18 protein-coding genes and 1 pseudogene are annotated in these 21,868 nt (G+C 68.6%); 11 read left to right on the top strand and 8 right to left on the bottom strand.

Annotated features, from left to right (window positions below; all coding sequences use genetic code 11):
• Positions 1–86: 86 nt before the first annotated feature.
• Together OEJ37_RS24065 and OEJ37_RS24060 are read right to left on the bottom strand one after the other, a co-directional pair.
• Positions 87–425, bottom strand: a complete 339-nt coding sequence (locus OEJ37_RS24065) for a P-II family nitrogen regulator (protein ID WP_006398637.1) — start codon at positions 423–425, stop codon at positions 87–89.
• A gap of 77 nt (positions 426–502) precedes the next feature.
• Positions 503–2,224, bottom strand: coding sequence for an NAD+ synthase (locus OEJ37_RS24060; RefSeq protein WP_263346238.1), 1,722 nt, complete (start codon positions 2,222–2,224; stop codon positions 503–505).
• A 109-nt stretch (positions 2,225–2,333) separates the two neighbouring features.
• Between OEJ37_RS24060 and OEJ37_RS24055 the strand changes: the two genes are divergently transcribed.
• The 3 genes and pseudogenes from OEJ37_RS24055 (at position 2,334) to OEJ37_RS24045 (ending at position 4,792) form a co-directional block, all read left to right on the top strand.
• Complete coding sequence (locus OEJ37_RS24055) at positions 2,334–3,512, top strand: GNAT family N-acetyltransferase (protein ID WP_263346236.1); 1,179 nt, start codon at positions 2,334–2,336, stop codon at positions 3,510–3,512.
• 97 nt (positions 3,513–3,609) lie between these two features.
• Positions 3,610–3,873, top strand: a pseudogene (locus OEJ37_RS24050) (helix-turn-helix transcriptional regulator); the annotation flags it as partial.
• A 49-nt stretch (positions 3,874–3,922) separates the two neighbouring features.
• Entirely contained in the window at positions 3,923–4,792 is an 870-nt protein-coding gene (locus OEJ37_RS24045; protein WP_263346233.1) for a GIY-YIG nuclease family protein, read from the top strand.
• 54 nt (positions 4,793–4,846) lie between these two features.
• On the opposite strand, the gene ppa is transcribed toward OEJ37_RS24045, so the two are convergent.
• Positions 4,847–5,374: an inorganic diphosphatase gene (gene ppa / locus OEJ37_RS24040; protein WP_034178734.1), complete on the bottom strand. Its 528-nt coding sequence runs from the start codon at positions 5,372–5,374 to the stop codon at positions 4,847–4,849.
• A gap of 274 nt (positions 5,375–5,648) precedes the next feature.
• Between ppa and OEJ37_RS24035 the strand changes: the two genes are divergently transcribed.
• From OEJ37_RS24035 to OEJ37_RS24020, 4 genes are all read left to right on the top strand, one after another.
• Entirely contained in the window at positions 5,649–7,088 is a 1,440-nt protein-coding gene (locus OEJ37_RS24035) for an aldehyde dehydrogenase family protein (protein WP_263346229.1), read from the top strand.
• 85 nt (positions 7,089–7,173) lie between these two features.
• Complete coding sequence (locus tag OEJ37_RS24030; protein ID WP_174421536.1) at positions 7,174–7,932, top strand: SDR family oxidoreductase; 759 nt, start codon at positions 7,174–7,176, stop codon at positions 7,930–7,932.
• 226 nt (positions 7,933–8,158) lie between these two features.
• Entirely contained in the window at positions 8,159–9,463 is a 1,305-nt protein-coding gene (locus OEJ37_RS24025) for an MFS transporter (RefSeq protein ID WP_263346227.1), read from the top strand.
• Positions 9,464–9,503: 40 nt separating this feature from the next.
• Positions 9,504–9,869: a DUF4180 domain-containing protein gene (locus OEJ37_RS24020; protein WP_263346225.1), complete on the top strand. Its 366-nt coding sequence runs from the start codon at positions 9,504–9,506 to the stop codon at positions 9,867–9,869.
• 119 nt (positions 9,870–9,988) lie between these two features.
• Here OEJ37_RS24020 and OEJ37_RS24015 read toward each other — a convergent pair whose 3' ends face one another.
• Genes OEJ37_RS24015 through hemC form a run of 3 tightly spaced genes read right to left on the bottom strand, consistent with a single transcriptional unit; the run spans position 9,989 to position 14,150 of the window.
• On the bottom strand, positions 9,989–11,176 hold the full coding sequence (locus OEJ37_RS24015; protein ID WP_175919256.1) for a heme biosynthesis protein HemY: 1,188 nt from the start codon (positions 11,174–11,176) through the stop codon (positions 9,989–9,991).
• A 2-nt stretch (positions 11,177–11,178) separates the two neighbouring features.
• Positions 11,179–13,149: a fused uroporphyrinogen-III synthase HemD/membrane protein HemX gene (hemDX, locus tag OEJ37_RS24010; protein WP_263346223.1), complete on the bottom strand. Its 1,971-nt coding sequence runs from the start codon at positions 13,147–13,149 to the stop codon at positions 11,179–11,181.
• Positions 13,149–14,150, bottom strand: coding sequence for a hydroxymethylbilane synthase (gene hemC / locus OEJ37_RS24005; RefSeq protein ID WP_175919254.1), 1,002 nt, complete (start codon positions 14,148–14,150; stop codon positions 13,149–13,151). Before hemC ends, hemDX begins: the two co-directional genes overlap by 1 nt.
• A 207-nt stretch (positions 14,151–14,357) precedes the next feature.
• Between hemC and ppc the strand changes: the two genes are divergently transcribed.
• Positions 14,358–17,372 carry a phosphoenolpyruvate carboxylase gene (ppc, locus tag OEJ37_RS24000; protein WP_263346220.1) on the top strand — a complete coding sequence of 1,005 codons (3,015 nt, stop codon included), beginning with the start codon at positions 14,358–14,360 and terminating at the stop codon, positions 17,370–17,372.
• A gap of 137 nt (positions 17,373–17,509) precedes the next feature.
• Here the strand turns inward: ppc and OEJ37_RS23995 are convergent, their stop codons facing one another.
• The gene (locus OEJ37_RS23995) at positions 17,510–18,262 is read right to left on the bottom strand and encodes a class I SAM-dependent methyltransferase (RefSeq protein ID WP_263346218.1); all 753 of its coding nucleotides are present in this window, start codon (positions 18,260–18,262) and stop codon (positions 17,510–17,512) included.
• A gap of 261 nt (positions 18,263–18,523) precedes the next feature.
• On the opposite strand from OEJ37_RS23995, the gene OEJ37_RS23990 reads away from it, so the two are divergent.
• The gene (locus tag OEJ37_RS23990; RefSeq protein WP_263346216.1) at positions 18,524–19,333 is read left to right on the top strand and encodes a helix-turn-helix transcriptional regulator; all 810 of its coding nucleotides are present in this window, start codon (positions 18,524–18,526) and stop codon (positions 19,331–19,333) included.
• Between the two features lie 6 nt (positions 19,334–19,339).
• On the opposite strand, the gene OEJ37_RS23985 is transcribed toward OEJ37_RS23990, so the two are convergent.
• Positions 19,340–20,338, bottom strand: a complete 999-nt coding sequence (locus OEJ37_RS23985; protein ID WP_411859284.1) for a spore coat protein U domain-containing protein — start codon at positions 20,336–20,338, stop codon at positions 19,340–19,342.
• A 248-nt stretch (positions 20,339–20,586) separates the two neighbouring features.
• On the opposite strand from OEJ37_RS23985, the gene OEJ37_RS23980 reads away from it, so the two are divergent.
• On the top strand, positions 20,587–21,120 hold the full coding sequence (locus OEJ37_RS23980) for a spore coat U domain-containing protein (RefSeq protein ID WP_174421527.1): 534 nt from the start codon (positions 20,587–20,589) through the stop codon (positions 21,118–21,120).
• A 6-nt stretch (positions 21,121–21,126) separates the two neighbouring features.
• On the top strand, positions 21,127–21,837 hold the full coding sequence (locus OEJ37_RS23975; protein ID WP_175919251.1) for a molecular chaperone: 711 nt from the start codon (positions 21,127–21,129) through the stop codon (positions 21,835–21,837).
• Positions 21,838–21,868 lie beyond the last annotated feature (31 nt).

Raw genomic sequence — 21,868 nt, 5'->3', positions numbered from 1 at the left:
CGCGTATCGGTGCGGTACCCAACAGGGTATCGCACCGTTTTTTATTGGCGGGCCGGTTTCGCACGGCCCACTGACGAATACGGCGCTCAGACGGCCGCTTCGTTCTCTTCGCCGGTACGGATGCGGATCACGCGTTCGACGTCCGACACGAAGATCTTGCCGTCGCCGATCTTGCCGGTGCGCGCTGCGCCGATCACCGCGTCGATCACCTGGTCGACCTGCGCTTCCGCGACGACCACCTCGATCTTCATCTTCGGCAGGAAGTCGACCACATATTCGGCGCCGCGATACAGCTCGGTATGCCCCTTCTGGCGGCCGAAACCCTTCACTTCCGTCACGGTCAGGCCCGTGAGACCCACTTCGGCGAGCGCTTCGCGGACTTCGTCCAGCTTGAACGGCTTGATGATGGCTGTGATGCGTTTCATGATGGTTGTCCCTCAATGCTCGTTTGGATGAAAAATCGCGATCCCGATTGTAAGCCGTGCGGTATGCCGTGCACGGGTCAGTCGAGACGCTCGGTAAAGCGTGACGTGATCGGATAGCGCCAGTCGCGCCCGAATGCGCGATGCGTGACGCGGATGCCGATCGGCGCCTGGCGGCGCTTGTATTCGTTGATCTTGATGAGCCGCGTCACGCGTTCGACGTCGGCCTGCGCATAACCGGCCGCGACGATCTCGGCGAGCGGCCGGTCTTCTTCCATGTACATCCGCATGATCGCGTCGAGCACGTCGTACGGCGGCAGGCTGTCCTGGTCGGTCTGGTTCTCGCGCAGCTCGGCCGACGGCGCGCGCGTCAGGATCCGCTCGGGGATCACGTTGCGCAGCACGTAGTCGGCCGTTTCGTTGCGATAGCGGCAGAGCCGGTACACGAGCGTTTTCGCGATGTCCTTGATCACCGCGAAACCGCCGGCCATGTCGCCGTACAGCGTGCAGTAGCCGACCGCCATCTCGCTCTTGTTGCCGGTCGTCAGCACGATCGAGCCGAACTTGTTCGACAGCGCCATCAGCAGCGTGCCGCGAATGCGCGCCTGGATGTTCTCCTCCGTCGCGTCTTCCGCGCGGCCCGCGAACTCGCCCGCGAGCGCCGCGCGGAACGCGTCGAACATCGGCGCGATCGCAATCTCGTCGTAGCGCACGCCGACGCGCCGCGCCATCTCCGCCGCATCGGTGGTCGAGATGTCGGCCGTGAAGCGTGACGGCATCATCACCGCACGCACACGCTCGGGCCCGAGCGCATCGCACGCGACGGCCAGCACCAGCGCCGAATCGACGCCGCCCGACAGCCCGATGAGCACGCCGGGAAACCCGTTCTTGCCGATGTAGTCGCGCACGCCCAGCACGAGCGCGCGGTACACCTGCGCCTCCGGCGACAGTGCCGGCGCGATCGCGCCGGGCAGCGGCCGCGCGCCGTCGAATTCGACGATCGCATGCCCTTCGTCGAACTGCGGCATCTTCGCGACGAGCGCGCCCTGCGCGTCGAGCACGAACGAGCCGCCGTCGAACACGAGCTCGTCCTGTCCGCCGACGAGGTTCACGTACACCATCGGCAGCCCGGTCTCGCGGATCCGCGCGCGCAGGATGTCGATGCGCACCGCTTCCTTGTTCATGTGGTACGGCGAGCCGTTCGGGATCAGCAGCACCTGCGCGCCGGCCGCCTTCGCGATCTGCGCGGCCGATGCGTGCCACGCGTCCTCGCAGATGATCACGCCGAATTTCACGCCGTTCAGTTCGAACACGAGCGGCTCGGCGTCCGTCGCGAAATAGCGCTTCTCGTCGAACACCTCGGCGTTGGGCAGATCCTGCTTGCGGTAGGTGCCGACGATCTCGCCGCCGACGATCAGCGACACCGCGTTGAAGGTGTCGGTGGGCGGCACGCCGCGCTCGATCGGGCGGTTTGCATTACCATCGACGGCTGACGCGAGCGGAGCGCCGCCCGACGGATCGCCGCCCGCACCGCGCAACGGATGGCCGACCAGCACCGCAAGCCCGTCGAACGCCTTCAGCGCGTCGGCGAGCGCGTCGAGCGCAGCGGCGGCGGCGGCGTAGAACGCGGGCCGCAGCAGCAGGTCTTCCGGCGGATAGCCGGACAGCGCGAGTTCGGGCGCGACCATCAATTGCGCACCATCGTTGTGCGCGGCGCGCGCGGCCGCGACGATCCGCGCGACGTTGCCGGCGAAATCGCCGACGGTGACGTTGATCTGGGCGAGAGCGAGTCGGGTCTTCATGACGGGATCGGCGCAGCCCGGCGGCGCGCCCTGAAGGGCTGACGAAATCGACCCGGGCGCGTGCCACGGCGGCACGCATCCGGCAACATCCAACGGTACGGATTCACGCTTGAAACACGAACGCATCGATTATCGCACGGGCATCCTGTCGTCCCCCGCGGAGGTGCCGGCCGACGAATGGAACGCGCTGCTCGCGCGCGACGCGCAGCCGACGCCGTTCCTGCGCCACGAATTCCTCGACGCGCTGCATGCCTCGCGCTGCGCGGTCGACGATACCGGCTGGTCGCCGCACTTCGTCACGCTGACCGATGCGGGCACCGGCCGCCTTGTTGCCGCCGCGCCCGTCTATGCGAAGCAGCATTCGTACGGCGAATACGTGTTCGACTGGGCGTGGGCCGACGCGTACCAGCGCAACAATCTGCCCTACTATCCGAAGCTGCTGTGCGCGGTCCCGTTCACGCCCGTGCAGGGCACGCGCCTGCTCGCGGCCGACGACGATGCGCGCCGCCGGCTCGCGGCCACGCTGCTCGCATTCGCCGAGCAGAGCGACGTGTCGTCGCTGCACGTGCTGTTCCCGACCGGCGACGAAGCGCGGCTCCTCGAATCGATGGGAATGATGCTGCGCGAAGGCGTGCAGTTTCACTGGATCAACGACGGCTACCGCCACTTCGACGATTTCCTCGCCACGCTCGAGCAGAAGAAGCGCAAGAACATCCGCGCGGAACGGCGCAAGGTGCACGATGCGGGCGTGACGTTCCGGCGGCTCACCGGCGACCGGATCAGCGACGCCGACTGGCGCTTCTTCTCGCGCTGCTACCGGCAGACCTACCGCGAGCACTATTCGAGCCCGTACCTGAACCTCGACTTCTTCCGCACGATCGGCGCGACGATGCCCGAGAACCTGCTGCTCGTGATCGCGGAAGCCGACGGCCAGCCGATCGCGAGCGCGCTCGCTGTCTACCGGCGTGGCGAGCACGGCGGCGGCACGCTGTACGGCCGCTACTGGGGCGCGCTCGAGCACGTGCCCTGCCTGCATTTCGAAACGGCCTACTACCAGTTGCTCGAATTCTGCATCGAGGCCGGGCTCGATACGTTCGAAGGCGGCGCGCAAGGCGAGCACAAGCTCGCGCGCGGTTTCCTGCCGACCGTCACGCACTCCGCGCACTGGCTCGCGCACCCGGCGTTCTCGGATGCGGTCGCTCGCTTTCTCGAACGCGAAACCGAGCATATCCACGCGTACGTCGACGAACTGCGCGAACACGATCCGTTCCGGCGCAGCGCCGAGTAGCGCGAGACGGGACGTGCGCCGGGTCTGCCTGGCGCATGATGCGCGGGTCGCCCGCGAGCGATACCGCCTGCGCCGGCGACGGCGGATCGCGACGACGCGGCACGTGTGCACACGCTTCGCGATGTCGCGCTGGACGCTACGCCGGCGGCTGCATCGCGAAGCGGTCGGCTTTCACGCGCTCGTCGCGCAGGCGCGGCTCGGCGAGGCGCGCGACCTGCTGCTGAATACGCAATTGCCGATCGGCGAGATCGGCGTGCGCGTCGGCTTCCGTTCGACGAGCGCGTTCACGCGCTTCTTCACGCGCGAACTCGGCGCGGCGCCGAGCCGCTTCCGCGACGGGCACGGCGACGGACTGCGATGACGCGCAACTTTTCTGAGACACTGGCGGCTTCGCATCCCGCCGCCCTGCCATGTCCTGGTTTCTGTATCTGATCGAATGCGCCGACGACAGCGTCTACACGGGCATCACGACCGACGTTGCCGCGCGCTTCGACGAGCACGCGGCCGGCAAGGGCGCGCGCTACACGCGCTCGCGCAAGCCGCGCGCGGTGCTCGCGTCGTTTCCGCTGCCCGACCGGTCGAGCGCGTCGCGCGCCGAATACTGGGTGAAACGGCTCACGCCCACGCAGAAGCGCGAGCTGGCGGCCGGGTTGCGGACGCTGGAATCGGTGCTGCCGGCGGGGTTGACGGTCGACGGGAACGGTGAGGTTGCCGGGTTGAAGGCGGGTGCGCGCGGGCGGAAGAAGGTGAAGGCGAAGGCGGAGAACGTCGATAGCGCGACGAAGACGGCTGAAATGAAGCAACCTGCCGCGAAGACCGCAAAAGCCGAGAAAGCCGAGAAAGCCGAGAAAGCCGAGAAAGCCGAGAAAGCCATCAAGTCTGCAAAAACCGCGAAGACCCGACAAGCCGCCAAGGCGGCAAAAGCCGCGCCGGTCGCGAAGCGCGCGAAGAACGACGGCGATGCGGTCGTGAAAAAGACCGCGTCGCGCGGCGCACCGTCGAAAAAAGACCAACAGGCCGCGTCCCCGTCGTCGAAAAGAAAAGCGCCGGCAGCCAACGGCAAGCCCGTCGCGAACGGACGCGACGCCCTCGCTCCCGCACCGGCCCGCCGCCGTCCGGCGGCCACGAAAGCCGCGGAAGCCACCGTGGCCTCCGTTACCCCTCGACGCGCGAAACGCACGACGGGCGCGAAGGACGCGCCGACCACCACCGCCCCGCCCGCCTCCCCTTCCGCAAGCAAGAAAACCGAGCGCGCAAAACAAAACCGCGCGGCCTCCTGAGGAGACACGCGCGGTTTGCGTTTCGCACGAACCGGCCGTTGGCCGGCGCGCCGCTTACTTCTTGTAGTTCGCGGCGCCGTCGGTGATTTCCTTGTGCGCAGCTTCGATGCCGGCCCAGCCTTCTACCTTCACCCACTTGCCCTTCTCGAGTGCCTTGTATTGCTCGAAGAAGTGCTTGATCTGGTCCTTCAGGTACTCGGGCACGTCGTCGATCGACTTCAGGTTCGCCGTCATCGGGCAGATCTTGTCGTGCGGCACCGCGACCAGCTTCGCGTCGACGCCCGACTCGTCGGTCATCTGCAGCATGCCGAGCACGCGCGAACGCACGATCGAGCCGGCGAGCAGCGGGAACGGCGTGATCACCAGCACGTCGACCGGATCGCCGTCACCCGACAGCGTCTGCGGGATGTAGCCGTAGTTCACCGGATAGCGCATGCCCGTGCCGATGAAGCGGTCGACGACGAGGAGGCCCAGCTCCTTGTCCGCCTCGTACTTCACCGGATCGCTTTGCGCGGGAATCTCGATGATCACGTTGAAATCTTGCGGCAGGTCCTTGCCGGCCGGAACATGATTGAAGCTCATGAGCGCTCTCTGTAGGTCGATGGGAATTCGGGACAGGGCGCCGCGGCCGATGCACCGCCGCAGGCGTCCCTCAACGGAATGCGCCATTATAGCCAATCGATCGGTGGCGTCCGGATGACGATCGGCGCGATAATCGTTCCGGATGCCCGGCCGTCGAACGACTGGCGGCGTTGGATGGGATCGGCATCGGCGCTGAAGCGCCAGCGCCGGTCGACCGCGAAGCATGGCACCCGAGTAAGCGCTAAAGCGCTAACTCGGGTCGACAGGAGCTGGCATGGAAGACGCGAAGCACTTCATCGCGGGCGAATGGACGTTGCCCGCGCAACTGGAAACGATCGCGGTCGTCGATCCGTCCGACGGCCAGCCGTTCGCGACGATCGCGCGCGGCACCGCGCCCGACATCGAGCGAGCGGTCGCCGCGGCCCGCGACGCATTCGCGGGCGCATGGGGCGCCGCGAGCGCCGCCGAGCGCGGCCGCGCGCTGATGCGGCTGTCGGCGCGCGTGGCCGATTCCATCGAGGAACTCGCGGCGATCGAGGCGCGCGACACCGGCAAGCCGCTGAAGCAGGCGCGCGCGGATGCGGCCGCGCTCGCGCGCTACTTCGAGTTCTACGCGGGCGCCGCCGACAAGCTGCACGGCGAAACCCTTCCCTATCAGGCCGGCTATACGGTGCTGACGGTGCGCGAGCCGCACGGCGTCACGGGCCACATCGTGCCGTGGAACTACCCGATGCAGATCTTCGGGCGCAGCGTCGGCGCGGCGCTCGCGGCCGGCAACGCGTGCGTCGTCAAGCCGGCCGAGGATGCGTGCCTGTCCGTGCTGCGCGTCGCCGAGCTGGCCGCCGAGGCCGGGCTGCCGGCCGGCGCGCTCAACATCGTCACCGGCTACGGTCATGAAGCCGGCGCCGCGCTGGCACGGCATCCGGGCATCGACCACATCTCGTTTACGGGTTCGCCGGCCACCGGCAAGCTGGTCACGCAGATGGCCGCCGAGAACCACGTGCCCGTCACGCTGGAACTCGGCGGCAAGTCGCCGCAGATCGTGTTCGCCGATGCCGACCTCGAAGCGGCGCTGCCCGTGCTCGTGTCGGCGATCGTGCAGAACGGCGGCCAGACCTGCTCGGCCGGCAGCCGCGTGCTGATCGAGCGCGCGGTCTACGAGCCGCTCGTCGAGCGCCTCGCCACCGCGTTCAACGGGCTGCGCGTCGGCCCGAGCCACGCCGATCTCGACTGCGGCCCGCTGATCAACGCGAAACAGCAGCAGCGCGTGTGGGATTTCCTGTCCGACGCGCAGCATGACGGCATTCCGATGGCCGCGCACGGGCAGGTCGTCGCCGACGCGCCCGAAAGCGGCTTCTACCAGGCGCCCGCGCTGTTGCGCGACGTGCCGCCGTCGCACCGGCTCGCGCAGGAGGAAGTGTTCGGCCCCGTGCTCGCCGCGATGCGCTTCGTCGATGAAGACGAAGCCGTCGCGCTCGCGAACGGCACGCCGTACGGCCTCGTCGCGGGCATCTGGACGCGCGACGGCGCGCGCCAGATGCGTGTCGCGCGGCGCCTGCGCGCAGGCCAGGTATTCATCAACAACTATGGCGCGGGCGGCGGCGTCGAACTGCCGTTCGGCGGCGTCGGCCACTCGGGCCACGGCCGCGAGAAAGGGTTCGAGGCGCTGTACGGCTTCACCGCGCTGAAGACGATCGCGATCCGGCACGGCTGAACGCGCGGCGCGCGAAACGCGGCCGGCAGCAGCCGGCCGCATCGCAAGACACGACGACTCTCATAACCAGCACAGGAGACACACCATGCGGTTGAGCGGCAAGACGGCAATCGTCACGGGCGGCGGCTCGGGTTTCGGCGAAGGCATCGCGAAGACGTATGCGCGCGAAGGCGCGAACGTCGTCGTCAACGACCTGAACGGCGCAGCGGCCGAGCGCGTCGCGAGCGAGATCGCGCTCGCGGGCGGCAAGGCGATCGCGGTGGCGGGCGACGTGTCGAAGCAGGACGATTGGCACGCGCTGCTGCAGGCCGCGCTCGACGATTTCCATTCGGTGCAGATCGTCGTGAACAACGCGGGCACCACGCACCGCAACAAGCCGGTGCTCGACGTGACGGAAGCCGAGTTCGACCGCGTCTACGCGGTCAACATGAAGAGCCTGTTCTGGTGCGTGCAGACCTTCGTTCCGTACTTCCGCGAACAGGGCGGCGGCGTGTTCGTGAACGTCGCGTCGACCGCCGGCGTGCGGCCGCGCCCGGGCCTCGTCTGGTACAACAGCACGAAGGGCGCGATGATCACCGCGAGCAAATCGCTCGCGGCCGAGCTCGGCGCCGACCGCATCCGCGTGAACTGCATCAATCCCGTGCTCGGCGAAACGGCCCTGATGACCGAGTTCATGGGCTGCGAGGACACGCCCGACAATCGCAGCCGCTTCCTCGCGACGATCCCGCTCGGCCGCTTCTCGACGCCGCAGGACATCGCGAACGCGGCGCTTTACCTCGCGTCCGACGAGGCCGAATTCATCACGGGCGTCTGCCTCGAAGTCGACGGCGGGCGCTGCATCTAGCCGCGCCGGGCTGTTCGCGTGCCGCGTCGGGATTCACCGGCCGGCACGGCATTCATGTATTGCTTCGCACGAAACCGGATCAGGTGCCGATGTATCGGCTCCGGTCAACCATAAAAACCGCAAAGCACGCGATCCAAGCAGGTGCTGAAGCGCCAACTCGGGTCGACCGCATAGCATGGGACCCAAGTAAGCGCTGAAGCGCGAACTTGGGTCGACAGGAGACAACATGGCAACATCTACGCAGTCGATGCCGGGTTCGTCCGGCGCATTCGAGGAAGCAACCTACCGCAAGGTGTCGTGGCGGCTCACGCCGCTCCTGCTGCTGTGCTACGTGGTCGCGTATCTCGACCGCGTGAACGTCGGGTTCGCGAAGCTGCAGATGGCAAGCGACCTGAACCTCAGCGACACCGTCTACGGGCTCGGCGCCGGGATCTTCTTCTTCGGCTATTTCCTCTTCGAGGTGCCGAGCAACATCATCCTGCACAAGGTCGGCGCGCGCGTGTGGATCGCACGCATCATGGCGACCTGGGGCGTGATCTCGATCCTGACGATGTTCGTCACGACGCCCACGATGTTCTACGTGATGCGCTTCCTGCTCGGGCTCGCCGAAGCCGGCTTCTTCCCCGGCGTGATCCTGTACCTCACCTACTGGTATCCGGCGCACCGGCGCGGCCGGATGACGACCTTCTTCATGACGGCAGTCGCGTTGTCCGGCGTGATCGGCGGGCCGCTGTCGGGCTTCATCCTGAAGGCGTTCAACGGCGTGAGCGGCTGGCACGGATGGCAATGGCTGTTCCTGCTGGAAGGCATCCCGTCGGTGCTGGTCGGCGTGGTCGTGTTTCTCAAGCTCGACGACCGGATCGCGAAGGCGAACTGGCTGACCGACGACGAAAAGGCGCTGCTCGCGCGCAACGTCGACGCGGAGGAAGCGACCAAGGAAGACCTGCCGCTCGGTGCCGTGATGTCGAGCCCGCGCGTGTGGCTGATGGCGCTGATCTACTTCTCGTTCGTGATGGGGCTCTACGGCGTCGGCTTCTGGCTGCCGACCATCATCAAGGCGACAGGCGTGACCGACACGTTCGCGATCGGCCTGCTGTCGGCGATTCCGTATGCGGCTGCAGTGGTCGCGATGATCCTGATCGCGCGCAGCGCGGACAAGCGCCGCGAGCGCCGCTGGCACCTCGCGATTCCGGCCGCGATCGGCGCGCTGGGGCTCGTGCTGTCGGTGATCTGGGCGCACCAGACCGCGCTCGCGATGCTCGGCCTCACGCTCGCGACGATCGGCATCCTGACGACGCTGCCGCTGTTCTGGAGCCTGCCGACCGCGTTCCTCGGCGGTGCGGCCGCCGCGGCCGGCATCGCGATGATCAACTCGATCGGCAACCTCGCGGGCTTCCTGAGCCCCTACCTGATGGGCTGGCTCAAGCAGGCGACGGGCGCCAACGACGCGGGCATGTACATGCTCGCGGGGTTCCTCGTGCTCGGCGGGCTGCTCGCGCTGTCGGTGCCGAAGCGGCTCGTCGACAAGTGATGCGCGGCGCATGACGATCATGACGATGGAGCCAACCCGCATGCCCCACCGAATCGTTCAGGCAGCCGGCAGCCGCGTGCTGATCCGCGATCCTTCCGCCGGCCTCGTGCAGCGGGAAAGCGATGCGCTCGACCTCGTCGCGCTCGCGCACGAGCATGAAGCCGATTGGGTCGCGGTCCCCGCCGACGCGCTGCACGACGATTTCTACCGGCTCGACAGCGGATTGGCCGGCGCGGTGCTGCAAAAACTCGTCAACTACGGCGTCCGGCTCGGCGTGGTTGGCGACATCGGCCGCTGGCTCACACGCAGCGAAGCGCTTCACGCGCTCGTTCGCGAGTCCAACCGCGGGAAATCGGTGTGGTTCGTCGCGAACGAGGACGACCTGCTGCGCAGGCTCGGCGCGTAGCGTGCGGCACGCTCGGCGCCGGTTCGCGGTGGACAAGAAAATGCCCCGAAGGCCATTCGGCGTTCGGGGCATGTTGCGCAGCGCTGCGGGCCGCCAGCAGCAGGCGGCCGCGGCTTGCGTCAGACCACGGTAATCGCGAGCGCGCTTTCGCGGTAGTGCTTCGCGGCCTTGTCGGTTTCGCCGAGCTGCTCGAACAGGCGCGCAAGTGCACGATGCGCACGCACCTTCAGCGCGTCGTTGTCGGCCAGCTTCAGCGCCGCTTCGAGGAACGATTGCGCCTTGCCCCACAGTTGCTGCTGCTGGCAGAGACGGCCGAGCGCGAACAGCAGGTCGGCATCCTCCGGGTGATCCTTCTTCCACCCTTCCGCCTTCTGGATCAGCGGCAGCGCGTCGGCGCCGGCCGTGTCCGGGTAACGGCGCAGCAGGCGCGCATCCCAGTTATGCGCAAGCGCCTCCTCGACGATGCGGCGCGCTTCGTTGCGACGCTCGAGCGAAACAAGCAGATCGGCCGCGAGATCGGCAAGACGCGGCGACTGGCGCTCGACCGGCGACAGCGACTGCCACACCTCGAGCAACGCGTCCGGGTCGTGCCGGCGTTCGCGCAGCAGGTTCTCGGCAGCTTGCTGGCGCAGCCGCACGGCCGCGGCCGGATGCAGCGCCTCGCGCTTCTCGAGCGCCTTCGCGAGCTTCAGCACCTCGGCCCAGTTCTTCAGTTGCTGCTGCGCGCGCAGCGCGACCTGCTGCGCATGGATGCGCTTGCCGCCCGCCTGCAGGTCGGCCAGCGCGGCGAGCGCGCCGTCGGCATCGCGCGCGTCCGCGCGCATGTCGGCCGCGGCGAGCAGCCGTGCGTCCTGCCATTCGGGCGCGTCGACCTTCGACAGCCAGTCGTCGCGGCGCGTGTACTCGTGCATCCGGTGCGCGGCGGTGGCCGCGACGAGACTCGCGGCGCCCAGGTTCGCGTCGACCGACAGCGCGTCACGCGCGGCCTTCTCCGCACGCGAGAAGCGGCCCGCGTACAGGTTCGCGATCGCATCGCGCAGCGACGCCTGCGCCTTCTCGTTGCGCGAACGTGCACGATACGCGGCGACCCGCTGCGGCATGCGCCAGATGTTGCGTACGATGCGCAGCAGCGCATACACGACGATGAACAGCACGACGATGGCGATCACGAACAAGTTCAGCGACACGTCGATCCGGTACGGCGGATAAACGAGCAGCACCTGCCCCGCGTCGAAACGGCCGACGGTGGCGAGCGCCGCGGCGATCGCGAACAGGACCGCGAGCCAGACGATTCCTCGAAGCGTCATCGTTACCCCCGGCTCTTGAACTGCTGAACGGCGTTCAGGCTCGTGTTCAGGTTCGGCACCGCGACCGTCAGCGATGCGCCGTCAACCTGCTTGAGCAGATCCTCGACGGTCTGCGTGTCCTTCGACGCCTGATCGAAATACTTCCCGAGCGACGCCTGCGCGGCGTGCAGGTCGGCCTTCATCGCGCTGTCGTTGCGCGCGAGCAGCGACAGCCGCGCGGTGAGCAGGCGCAGCTTCACGTTCTCGCGCACGAAGTAGCCCTGGTCGGGCGACGCGAGCATCGCGTCCGCGTTGTCGATCCGGCGCACCTGCACGAGGCCCTTCAACTGCTGGCCGAGACCGGCCGAGAAGTCGTGCCACCAGACCTTCCAGCGCGGCTCGCCGGCCACGGCCGACGATGCGACGTCGGCCGGCGCGGCCTTCGGCGCCGCGTGCGGCACGATCGCCTCGCCGGACAGCGGCAGTGCGTCGATCTTGCCGATCGCGTCGTCGAGCTTGATCGCGAGGCCCGTGAGATCGGCCGCCGGCGCGGCCTTCAGTTTTTCGATGTCCAGCGCGAGCGCCTTGCGCACCGTGACGGCCTGCGCGCTCTGCGACGCCGCGAGACGCGCGTCGGCGTTCTGCAGCGCGATCAGCGCGAGTTGCGTGTTGCCCGTCAGCTGAAGCTGCTGGCTCGCGCTCGACAGCATCTGGTCGACTTCCTCGAGCATCCACGCATCGCGGTTGCGCGACAGGTCCTGGTATTGCTGCTGCAGCGCCTGCTGCGCGCTCTGCGCGTCGGCGAGCTTGCCGTCGAGTTGCGCGAGCTGCGTGTCGACCTGGTGCGTGCTCGCGAGCGCCTGCTCGGTCTTCATGCGCGTCTCGGCCGTCTGCGCGTCGAGCGCCTTCTGGCGCGCGACGAACGTGCCGTCGAGCCGGTCGATCTTGCGGTTCAGCGCGTAGCCGCCGACACCCGCCGCGCAGCCGAGCACGACGACGACGAACCACAGCAGCGCGCTGCCGCCGCGGCGCGCGCGCGGCTCGGGCGCGAGATAAGGGGGACTGGACGGCGGTGCGGATGCAGCGGCCGGCTGGGAAGCGACGCTTTTGGAATCGTTGGTATCTGTCATGCGTTTAGTCACCGGTGCGGCTGTCGCCGGTTGGACGGCCTCGTCGGCCATCGTTCGAAACGCGCGGACGATGCGCTCATCGCCCGCGCCGGTCAGCGTAATCCTATCAAAACCCAATGCGCGCGCGGTCTGCTCGATCCGCGGGTGCGGCGTCACGAGCGGCGCATGCTTCAGCGCGTCGATTTCGGCATCGTTCAGGTGCGCCCGCGCGAGTTCGTGCAGGTTGCGCACGCCTTCCGAGCTCGTGACGAGCCACGCATGCGGTTCGCCGTCGAGCAGCGCGTGCACGCGCTCCCATGCGCCGACGCGCGGCTCGGGCACGACGCGCCGGTACGCGGCGACGAGCGTGACGTCCGCGCCGGCCTCGCGCAGCCGGTCGGCGAGCCATTCGCGCCCGCCGTCGCCGCGCACGATCAGCACGCGCTTGGCCGCAAGCGCCTGCGCGCCGCCGAACGCGGCCTCGATGCAAGCGAACAGGCTTTCCGAATCGTAATGGGGCATGCCGCCGTCGGCCGGCGCCTGCGGCGCGATCACGCGATGCGCGGGCGCCGCGATGCCGTGCCGCTCGAGCGCCGCGACGCTGCCGGGCCCGACCACGCCGACCGGCAGCGCGTTCGGCCAGATCGCGCCGTACTGCGCGAGCGCGCGGTCGATCGCGTTCGGCGACACGAAGATCACGAGCGCGTAGTCGGCAAGCGCCGCGAACGCGGCGTCGAGCGGCGCCGGATCGTCGACCGGCGCGATATCGATCAGCGGGAATTCGAGCACGTCGCAGCCGGCATCGGCCAGTTGCGACGCAAGTGCGTCCGACTGGCCGTCCGGGCGCGTCAGGACAGCGGTGAATGCGCGCGCGCCGCCCGCCATCAGGCGTCGCCCTTGCCGGCCTGCGAGCCGGCGAGCAGCGCCTTGACGATGTCGAGCGCGCCTTGCGCCTCGAGCTCGTCGGACACCGCGCGGCCGAGCGCGAGCGCATCGGCGACGGTCACGACGGCTGCGCACTCGTCGGCCGTCAGCACGCGCTTGCCGTCGGTCGTCGACACGCGGCCCGTCAGGTACAGTTCGCCCGCGCGCCACACCGCGTGCGCGGCGAGCGGCACCTCGCAGCTGCCACCGAGCGCGCGCGACACCATCCGCTCGGCCTCGACCGCGAGCGCGGTCCGCGGATCGTGCAGCGGCGCGAGCCATGCGGCGACGTCGTCGCGGTGCGCGGCGATCTCGATGCCGAGCGCACCCTGACCGGCCGCGGGCGGGCTGGCTTCGACGTCGATGAGCGCGCGGATCCGCGCGTCGAGGCCGAGGCGCTTCAGGCCGGCGGCCGCGAGGATGATCGCCGCGTAGTCGCCGCGGTCGAGCTTCGCGAGGCGCGTATCGAGGTTGCCGCGCAGCGGCAGCACGTCGAGATGCGGATAGCGTGCGCGCAGCATCGCTTCGCGGCGCAGGCTCGACGTGCCGACGACCGCGCCGGCCGGCAGCGCGTCGAGCGACGCGTAGTCGTTCGACACGAACGCGTCGCGCGGATCCTCGCGCTCCATGATCGCGGCGAGCGAGAAGCCGTCGGGCAGCGCCATCGGCACGTCCTTCAGCGAATGCACGGCGAGATCGGCGCGGCCGTCGGCGAGCGCATTCTCCAGTTCCTTCACGAACAGCCCCTTGCCGCCGACCTTCGACAGCGTGCGATCGAGAATCTGGTCGCCGCGGGTCGTCATCCCGAGGATTTTCACGTCACAAGCTGGATATAATTTGCGCAGCGCATCACGCACATGTTCGGCTTGCCACATCGCCAGGCGGCTCTCGCGCGAAGCAATCGTCAACGTCGCGGGCGGCTGTGCCTGTTGCGGCCCGGCCGCAAGGTTCTCGGAATTCATTGCTGGAACATCGAAGGACGGGATTGAAGATCGAACAATGGTAGCACGCACGCCCCGGCCCGCCCGGGCCCGGAGCCTGCGCCCGGCCGGCCGCTGCGCGGGTCGCGGCGCCGATGCGCGGATGTGCCGCACGTAGCTGGTTGCTTGACCGCAGTTCCGCAGTTTCCGCAGTTCCTTTTGACTCGAGCTTTCCCAAGGAAACCCATCGTGAAGTCTTCCGGATCGGCGCGTACGGCGCGCCGCAATGCTGCCCTGTCCTCCTCCGACGCCCCGACGGACACCGTCGCCATCGCCGCGAACGGCCGTGCGAAAACGGCAACGAAACCGAAAGACCCGATACGTCAGACAAAACGCACGACGAAAGCCGCCGGCCCCGCTGCCCGCAAGTCCGGCGCATCGAAGTCCGGCACGCGCACGCGTGAGGACAAGGACGGCCCGCTGTTCGAGGACATCCGCTTCCTCGGCCGCCTGCTCGGCGACGTCGTGCGCGAGCAGGAAGGCGACACCGTGTTCGACGTCGTCGAGACGATCCGCCAGACCGCGGTCAAGTTCCGCCGCGAGGACGACAGCGAAGCCGCGCAGACGCTCGAGAAGAAGCTGCGCAAGCTGACGCCGGAGCAGACGGTGAGCGTCGTGCGCGCGTTCAGCTATTTCTCGCATCTCGCGAACATCGCGGAAGACCGCCACCACAACCGCCGCCGCCGCATCCACGCGCTGGCCGGCTCCGCGCCGCAGCCCGGCACGGTTGCGTACGCGCTCGATCAGCTGAAAACGACCGGCAACGCGTCGAAGCGCCTGCTGCAGCGCTTCTTCGACGATGCGCTGATCGTGCCGGTGCTGACCGCGCACCCGACCGAAGTGCAGCGCAAGAGCATCCTCGACGCGCAGCACGACATCGCCCGCCTGCTCGCCGAGCGCGACCAGGAGCTGACCGCGCGCGAGCGCCAGCACAACGAATCGATGCTGCGCGCGCGCGTGACCGCGCTGTGGCAGACGCGCATGCTGCGCGACGCGCGCCTGACGGTCGGCGACGAGATCGAGAACGCGCTGTCGTACTACCGCGCGACCTTCCTCGACGAGTTGCCCGCGCTGTACGGCGACATCGAGGCCGCGCTCGCCGAGCATGGCCTGTCCGCGCGCGTGCCAGCGTTCTTCCAGATGGGCAGCTGGATCGGCGGCGATCGCGACGGCAACCCGAACGTGACTGCGCCGACGCTCGACGAGGCGATCAACCGCCAGGCCGCGGTGATCCTCGAGCACTATCTGGAACAGGTGCACAAGCTCGGCGCCGAGCTGTCGGTGTCGAACCTGCTCGTCGGCGCGAGCGATGGCGTGAAGGCGCTCGCGGCCGCATCGCCCGACCAGTCGCCGCACCGCGTCGACGAACCGTATCGCCGCGCGCTGATCGGCATCTACACGCGGCTCGCCGCGAGCGCGCGCGTACGCCTGGGCGAAGGCACGGTGCCCGTGCGCAGCGCGGGCCGCGGCGCGCCGCCCGTGCGCGCGATCCCGTATACGGATTCCGAAGCGTTCGTCGCCGACCTGAAGGTGCTGACCGCATCGCTCGACGAACACCACGGCACGTCGCTCGCCGCGCCGCGCCTCGCGCCGCTCGTGCGTGCCGCCGAGGTGTTCGGCTTCCATCTCGCGAGCATCGACCTGCGCCAGAGCTCCGACATCCATGAAGCGGTGGTCGCCGAGCTGTTCGCGCGCGCCGGTGTCGAGGCCGACTATGCGGCGCTCGCCGAGGAAGACAAACTCCGCGTGCTGCTCGCCGCACTCGCCGACCCGCGCCCGCTGCGCTCACCGTACTTCGAATATTCGGCGCTCGCGCAGAGCGAGCTCGGCGTGTTCGAGAAGGCGCGCGAGGTGCGCGCGCAATTCGGCGCGCGCGCGGTGCGCAACTACATCATTTCGCATACGGAAACCGTCAGCGACCTCGTCGAGGTGCTGCTGCTGCAGAAGGAGACGGGGCTGCTCGAAGGCGCGCTCGGCGTGCCCGGCGGCCATGCGAGGAACAGCCTGATGGTGATTCCGCTGTTCGAGACGATCCCCGACCTGCGCGACGCATCGCGCATCATGCGCGAATACTTCGCGCTGCCGGGCGTCGATGCGCTGATCGCGCACCAGGGCGCCGAGCAGGAAGTGATGCTCGGCTACTCGGACAGCAACAAGGACGGCGGCTTCCTCACGTCGAACTGGGAGCTGTATCGCGCGGAACTCGCGCTCGTCGACCTGTTCCGCGACCGCAAGATCACGCTGCGGCTGTTCCACGGCCGCGGCGGCACGGTCGGCCGCGGCGGCGGCCCGACCTACCAGGCGATCCTGTCGCAGCCGCCGGGCACCGTGAACGGCCAGATCCGCCTGACCGAACAGGGCGAGGTGATCGCGAGCAAGTTCGCGAACCCCGAGATCGGCCGGCGCAATCTCGAGACGGTCGTCGCCGCGACGCTCGAGGCATCGCTGCTGCCGCAGTCGAACGCGCCCGCGCAACTGCCCGCGTTCGAGGCCGCGATGCAGACGCTGTCCGACTCGGCGATGGCCGCGTACCGCGCGCTCGTCTACGAAACGCCGGGCTTCACCGACTACTTCTTCTCGTCGACGCCGATCACCGAGATCGCCGAACTGAACATCGGCAGCCGCCCGGCTTCGCGCAAGCTGCAGGATCCGAAGCAGCGCAAGATCGAGGATCTGCGCGCGATTCCGTGGGGCTTCTCGTGGGGCCAGTGCCGACTGCTGCTGACGGGCTGGTACGGCTTCGGCAGCGCGGTGAGCGCGTATCTCGACGGCGCGCAGGATGAAGCCGAACGCACGAAGCGCGTCGCGCTGCTGAAGAAGATGAACAAGACTTGGCCGTTCTTCTCGAACCTGATGTCGAACATGGACATGGTGCTGGCGAAGACCGACCTCGCGGTCGCGTCGCGCTATGCGCAGCTCGTCTCCGACCGCAAGCTGCGCAAGCACGTGTTCGAGCGGATCGTCGCGGAATGGGAGCGCACGTCGAACGCGCTGGCGGAAATCACCGGGCACGAAGGCCGCCTCGCGACCAACCCGCTGCTCGCGCGCTCGATCAAGAACCGCTTCCCGTATCTCGATCCGCTGAATCACCTGCAGGTCGAGCTGATCAAGCGCCACCGCGCGGGCGACACGAACGCGCGGCTGCGCCGCGGGATTCACCTGACGATCAACGGGATCGCGGCCGGCCTGCGCAACACCGGCTGATCCGCATGCGGCGCGGGCCCGTTCCGCGCCGGCCGGCATCGCAGAAGCCGCGCTACGCCACCGTACCCACGGTGCGTAGCGCGGCTTTTTTCATCGGGAGGCCGGCGGGCATCGGCATGCCGTGCCGGCCGGCCCGGTCAATGTGCGTCGATCAGCAGCGCGTCATGCTCGAACGACCCGTCGGGCTGCACCGCGTAATAGCCGTGTACCTCGTCGGGCGCGTGCGCCCACAGCGCGCGGATCCCGGTGACGCTGTCGGCCGGCGTGCGGATGCGCGCGACCCACGTATCGAAATCGATCGGCAGCCGCCAGCGGCTGTGCACGTGCGCGTCGAAACCGGCATCGCGGAACATCGCGAGCCATTCGTCCGCGCGGTAGTCGCGCACGTGCGACGCGTCGCGCAGCACTTCGGCGGCCTGCAGGTACGTGTCGAGCAGCGGATGATCGTTGCCCGCGATGTCGATCATCAGCACGCGGCCGCCCGGTTTCAGCACGCGGCGCACCTCGGCGAGCGCCGCGCGCATGTCGTGCCAGTGGTGCGCGCTCATCCGGCTCACGACCCAGTCGAACGTCGCCGTGTCGAACGGCAGCCGTTCCGCCGGGCCCTGCTGCGTGCGGATGTTCGCGAGCCCGCGCTCGCGTGCGGCCGCGTCGACGGTCGCGAGCATCGGCGCGGCGAGATCGTATGCGACCACGTCGCGCACGTGCGGCGCGACCGCGAAGCTCGCGTGGCCGGCGCCGCAGCCGAGATCGAGCACCGCGGCATCGGGCGTCTCGCTCACCGCGTCGGCGAGCGTCTGCAGATCGGCGCCCGTCGCGTGGACCGTGCTCATCAGATAGGCGTTGGCCGTCGTGCCGAATGCGTCGGCGACCTGGTCGTGGTGTTTCATCGTTCGCTCCTTTGTACGGTCGGCCGGAGTGGGCGCTTCAGCGCTTGTGTCGGCAGGAGCAAGTGCTTCAGCACTTATTCCTGCCCCATGCTTCGCATCCAGCTCCCTGCAACGCGTTTTGTGGGACGCCCGCTGCCTGCCAGCGCGCGAGCCGCTACAATAGGCCCGCGCTTGTACCAGTACAAGTTAAGCAGTTATTCTGGTATTCGATACACCTGTCTGATCGTTGCCGCATCCACGCTTCCACTTCGCCGTTTCCGCATGAACCAGCCGTCCTCCGCCCCTATCCCGCCGCTCGACGCCACGCCCGCCCGCGCGCTCGGCGAATTCATCCGCGCCCACCGCGAGCGGCTGTCGCCGCAGGCCGTCGGCCTGCCGCCCGGCCCGCGCCGCCGCACGCCGGGGCTGCGGCGCGAGGAAGTCGCGCAACTGTGCGGCGTCAGCCCGACCTGGTACACGTGGATCGAACAGGGGCGCCCGGTGTCGGCGTCGGCCGACGCGCTCGCGCGGATCGCCGTCGCGCTGCAGTTGTCGAAGGCCGAACGCGCGTACCTGTTCGAACTGGCTGCGCAGCGCGACCCGGCCGAGCCCGACGTCGCGGGCGGCGACCTGCCGCCGACGCTCGCCGCGACCGTCGCGGCGATCGCGACGCCCGCGTACGTGCTTGACCGGCAATGGAACGCGCTCGCGTGGAACGCGCCGGCCGCCACGCTTTTTTCCGGCTGGCTCGACGGCGAGCACGACCGCAACCTGCTGCGCTTCACGTTCATGTCGCCGGCCGCGCGCACGCTGATCGTCGACTGGGAAACCCGCGCGCGGCGGCTCGCAGCCGAATTCCGCGCCGATTCGATCCGCCATCTGGCCGACACGCCGACCCGCGCGCTGATCGACGCGCTGACCGCCGGCAGCGACGCGTTCGCGCAGTACTGGGCGTCGCAGGACGTGTTCGAGCGCGAAGGCGGCCTGCGCGAATTCGACCATCCGGCCGACGGCCGCCTCGTGTACCAGCAGATCACGCTGAAGCCCGCCCACCGCGAAGACCTGAAGCTGGTCGTGCTGGTGCGCGACTGAGCCGGCTCAAAAACTGATCGTCGCGGTGATCGTGTCGCTGTAGTTGCCCGGCGCGGGCGTCGCCTGCGCGGGCACGCGGCCGTAGACGGTGAGCGCCTGCGCGAACCCGCTGCCGGTGCCGGTCGCCATCGACGTGCCGCCGGTGCCGTCGCCCCATGGCGTCGTCAAACCGCTGTCCTGATAGAGCTGATAGCCTACCGAGCCACCGCCGCCCGAGCGCTGCATCGTGCGGGCCGCCACGTTGCCGCTGCTGCCGCCGTTCAGCGCGATCTGGAACGCGTCGCCGTTCGTGCATTGCGCGCTGATCGAGCCACTCGCCGTCAGCGCCGACGCGAGCACGCCCGTTGCGGGAAACGCAACATTCGTCGCACTGATGAAGCAATTGTTCACGACGGTCGCGTTCGTCGAATACGCGAACGTGCCCGCCGACGCCTGCGACGTGCATGGCACCAGCTGGATGCCGAGCAGTGCGAAGTTGTAGCTGTACGACGCCTGGTTCCCGGCGAACGTCTGCGAGTAGAGCGTGCTGCTGCTGTTTACGCTCGGCACGGTCGGCTGGTTCGGCGCGATGCGGCCGTAAACGGTCAGGGTCGCGTTCGCGCTCGAGCCGATCCCCGGCTTCGCGAGCGTGACCGACATCGGCGTCGTGCCGCTGGCGACCGCGCCCCAGACCTGCGTATAGCCGTTGTCCTGGTACAGGTCGTACTGCATCTGGTTGGCCCCGTTCGTCATCGCGCGCGGGCTCGTGGCGCCGAGATTCAGGCAGACCAGCACGGTCGTGTTGAGACTCACCGTATCCCACGTGCACGTCACGCCCACCGTGCTGGTCGTCGTGTACGCTGCCTGCGTGATCGGGCTGACCGAACCGAAGCTCGTCGTCTGCGCGCTCACCGTGCAGCTGTCCGCCTGCGCGGACAGCCACGGCCCGCACAGCAGCGCGGCCAGCAGCCAGCACGCCACCCGATGCAGATACCGGTACGCCCGCACGACCCGCCGCTCCGCCACGGTTTCCCCCAATAGAAAAGCATTCGTTCCGGTCGCTGCCCGGCTGCCGCCCCAACCGTTGATCCAGATCAAACCGCCCGCGCAATATTCAGACGATGCGAACTAGTCCGCATTTCTACCATTGCATGCAACCAAATGCATAGAGTAATCTAGTCAGACGAATGTGCGGTTCGGTCGACACGGCGAATCACGCGGTTCGGGCACTGCAGGCCGGGGCGACACGCCCAGAACGGCTGGAGACCATCACAATGAACGCCATCACGCGTCACGGGCTGTCCACCGCCATCGCGGCGACCATCGCACTCACCCCGGCCTGGCGCCCTGTCGCCGCCGCCGTCTATTCCAACGGCACCGCCACCGCGCAATTCAACGTCACGCTGACCATCCAGGCGAACTGCTCGGTCAGCGTGAACCCGCTCGCATTCGGCGCCTCGGGTGTACTGGCGTCCGCGATCAACCAGCAGACCACGCTCTCCGTCACCTGCAGCAACACGACGCCCTACAACGTCGGGCTCGACGCGGGCGGCGTCTCCGGCTCGACCGTCAGCGCGCGGCTGATGGCCGGCACGACCAGCGGCAACACGGGCACGACGGTCGGTTTCCAGCTGTTCCAGGACAGCGGCCACACGACGATCTGGGGGAACACGCAGGGCACCGACACCGTCGGCGGCACCGGCAACGGCTCCGCCCAGACGATCAACGTATACGGCCAGGTGCAGACGCAAGCCACCCCGAAACCGGACACCTACCAGGCCACCGTCACCGCGACCGTCTACTTCTGACCCGCCGTGGCGATCGGCCCCTGTTTTGTCGCCGCGCTGTGCGCCGCGTCGGCTGCAACCGCGCCGGCCGCGACGCTGCAGATTTCGCCGGTAACGCTCGAGCTGTCGCCGTCGGTCACGGCAGCGGGCGTCACGCTCAGCAATTCGGGCGTACAGCCGATCTACGGCCAAGTGCGCACGTTCCGCTGGACGCAGGAGAACGGCGAGGACGTGCTGACGCCGACCGATTCGCTCGCCGCGTCGCCGCCGTTGCTGCAGATCAGCGCGAACGCCGAGCAGCTGATCCGCCTCGTGCGCACCACGCGCGCGAGCCCGGTCACGGAGGAAAGCTATCGCGTGCTGATCGACGAGCTGCCCGCGCCCGGCACACCGGCGCAGAACGGCATCACGATCCGCGTGCGCTACTCGGTGCCGGTGTTCGTCGAACCCGCCGCACCGCCCACCCCGCCGCAGCTCGACTGGCGCATCGAGGCCGATTCGCAGGGCCTGCGGCTGTCGGTCGCGAATCTCGGCGGCCAGCGCGCGCAGCTCTCCGCGGTGCAACTCGTCGATGCGCACGGCAACGCGCACGAAGTCGCGCGCGGGCTGCTCGGCTACGCACTGGCCGGCAGCGTGCGGCACTGGCCGCTCAAGCTCGACGCACGCCCGTCGCCGTTCGTGAAAGTCCGCGCGACAGTAAACACGCAACCCGTCGAGGCCCGGCTGACGCCGCGCTGAATCCGGCGCTGGCGCCCTCCCGCCCCGTTGC

It is taken from the genome of Burkholderia sp. BKH01 (assembly GCF_025685725.1).
Lineage (GTDB): Bacteria > Pseudomonadota > Gammaproteobacteria > Burkholderiales > Burkholderiaceae > Burkholderia > Burkholderia pyrrocinia_C.
The sequence above is the reverse complement of the archived record's forward strand: the minus strand, read 5'-3'. Positions and strand labels throughout refer to the sequence as shown.

What these genes read in the sequence shown, in the direction of transcription:
- OEJ37_RS23995 (WP_263346218.1), bottom strand. Translation starts at nt 18,262, where the DNA reads ATGAAACACCACGACCAGGTCGCCGACGCATTCGGCACGACGGCCAAC.
- OEJ37_RS24030 (WP_174421536.1), top strand. Translation starts at nt 7,174, where the DNA reads ATGCGGTTGAGCGGCAAGACGGCAATCGTCACGGGCGGCGGCTCGGGT.
- OEJ37_RS24015 (WP_175919256.1), bottom strand. Translation starts at nt 11,176, where the DNA reads ATGACGCTTCGAGGAATCGTCTGGCTCGCGGTCCTGTTCGCGATCGCC.
- OEJ37_RS24060 (WP_263346238.1), bottom strand. Translation starts at nt 2,224, where the DNA reads ATGAAGACCCGACTCGCTCTCGCCCAGATCAACGTCACCGTCGGCGAT.
- OEJ37_RS24045 (WP_263346233.1), top strand. Translation starts at nt 3,923, where the DNA reads ATGTCCTGGTTTCTGTATCTGATCGAATGCGCCGACGACAGCGTCTAC.
- OEJ37_RS23980 (WP_174421527.1), top strand. Translation starts at nt 20,587, where the DNA reads ATGAACGCCATCACGCGTCACGGGCTGTCCACCGCCATCGCGGCGACC.
- OEJ37_RS23990 (WP_263346216.1), top strand. Translation starts at nt 18,524, where the DNA reads ATGAACCAGCCGTCCTCCGCCCCTATCCCGCCGCTCGACGCCACGCCC.
- hemC (WP_175919254.1), bottom strand. Translation starts at nt 14,150, where the DNA reads ATGAATTCCGAGAACCTTGCGGCCGGGCCGCAACAGGCACAGCCGCCC.
- OEJ37_RS24025 (WP_263346227.1), top strand. Translation starts at nt 8,159, where the DNA reads ATGGCAACATCTACGCAGTCGATGCCGGGTTCGTCCGGCGCATTCGAG.
- OEJ37_RS24020 (WP_263346225.1), top strand. Translation starts at nt 9,504, where the DNA reads ATGCCCCACCGAATCGTTCAGGCAGCCGGCAGCCGCGTGCTGATCCGC.
- OEJ37_RS24065 (WP_006398637.1), bottom strand. Translation starts at nt 425, where the DNA reads ATGAAACGCATCACAGCCATCATCAAGCCGTTCAAGCTGGACGAAGTC.
- hemDX (WP_263346223.1), bottom strand. Translation starts at nt 13,149, where the DNA reads ATGGCGGGCGGCGCGCGCGCATTCACCGCTGTCCTGACGCGCCCGGAC.
- OEJ37_RS24035 (WP_263346229.1), top strand. Translation starts at nt 5,649, where the DNA reads ATGGAAGACGCGAAGCACTTCATCGCGGGCGAATGGACGTTGCCCGCG.
- ppa (WP_034178734.1), bottom strand. Translation starts at nt 5,374, where the DNA reads ATGAGCTTCAATCATGTTCCGGCCGGCAAGGACCTGCCGCAAGATTTC.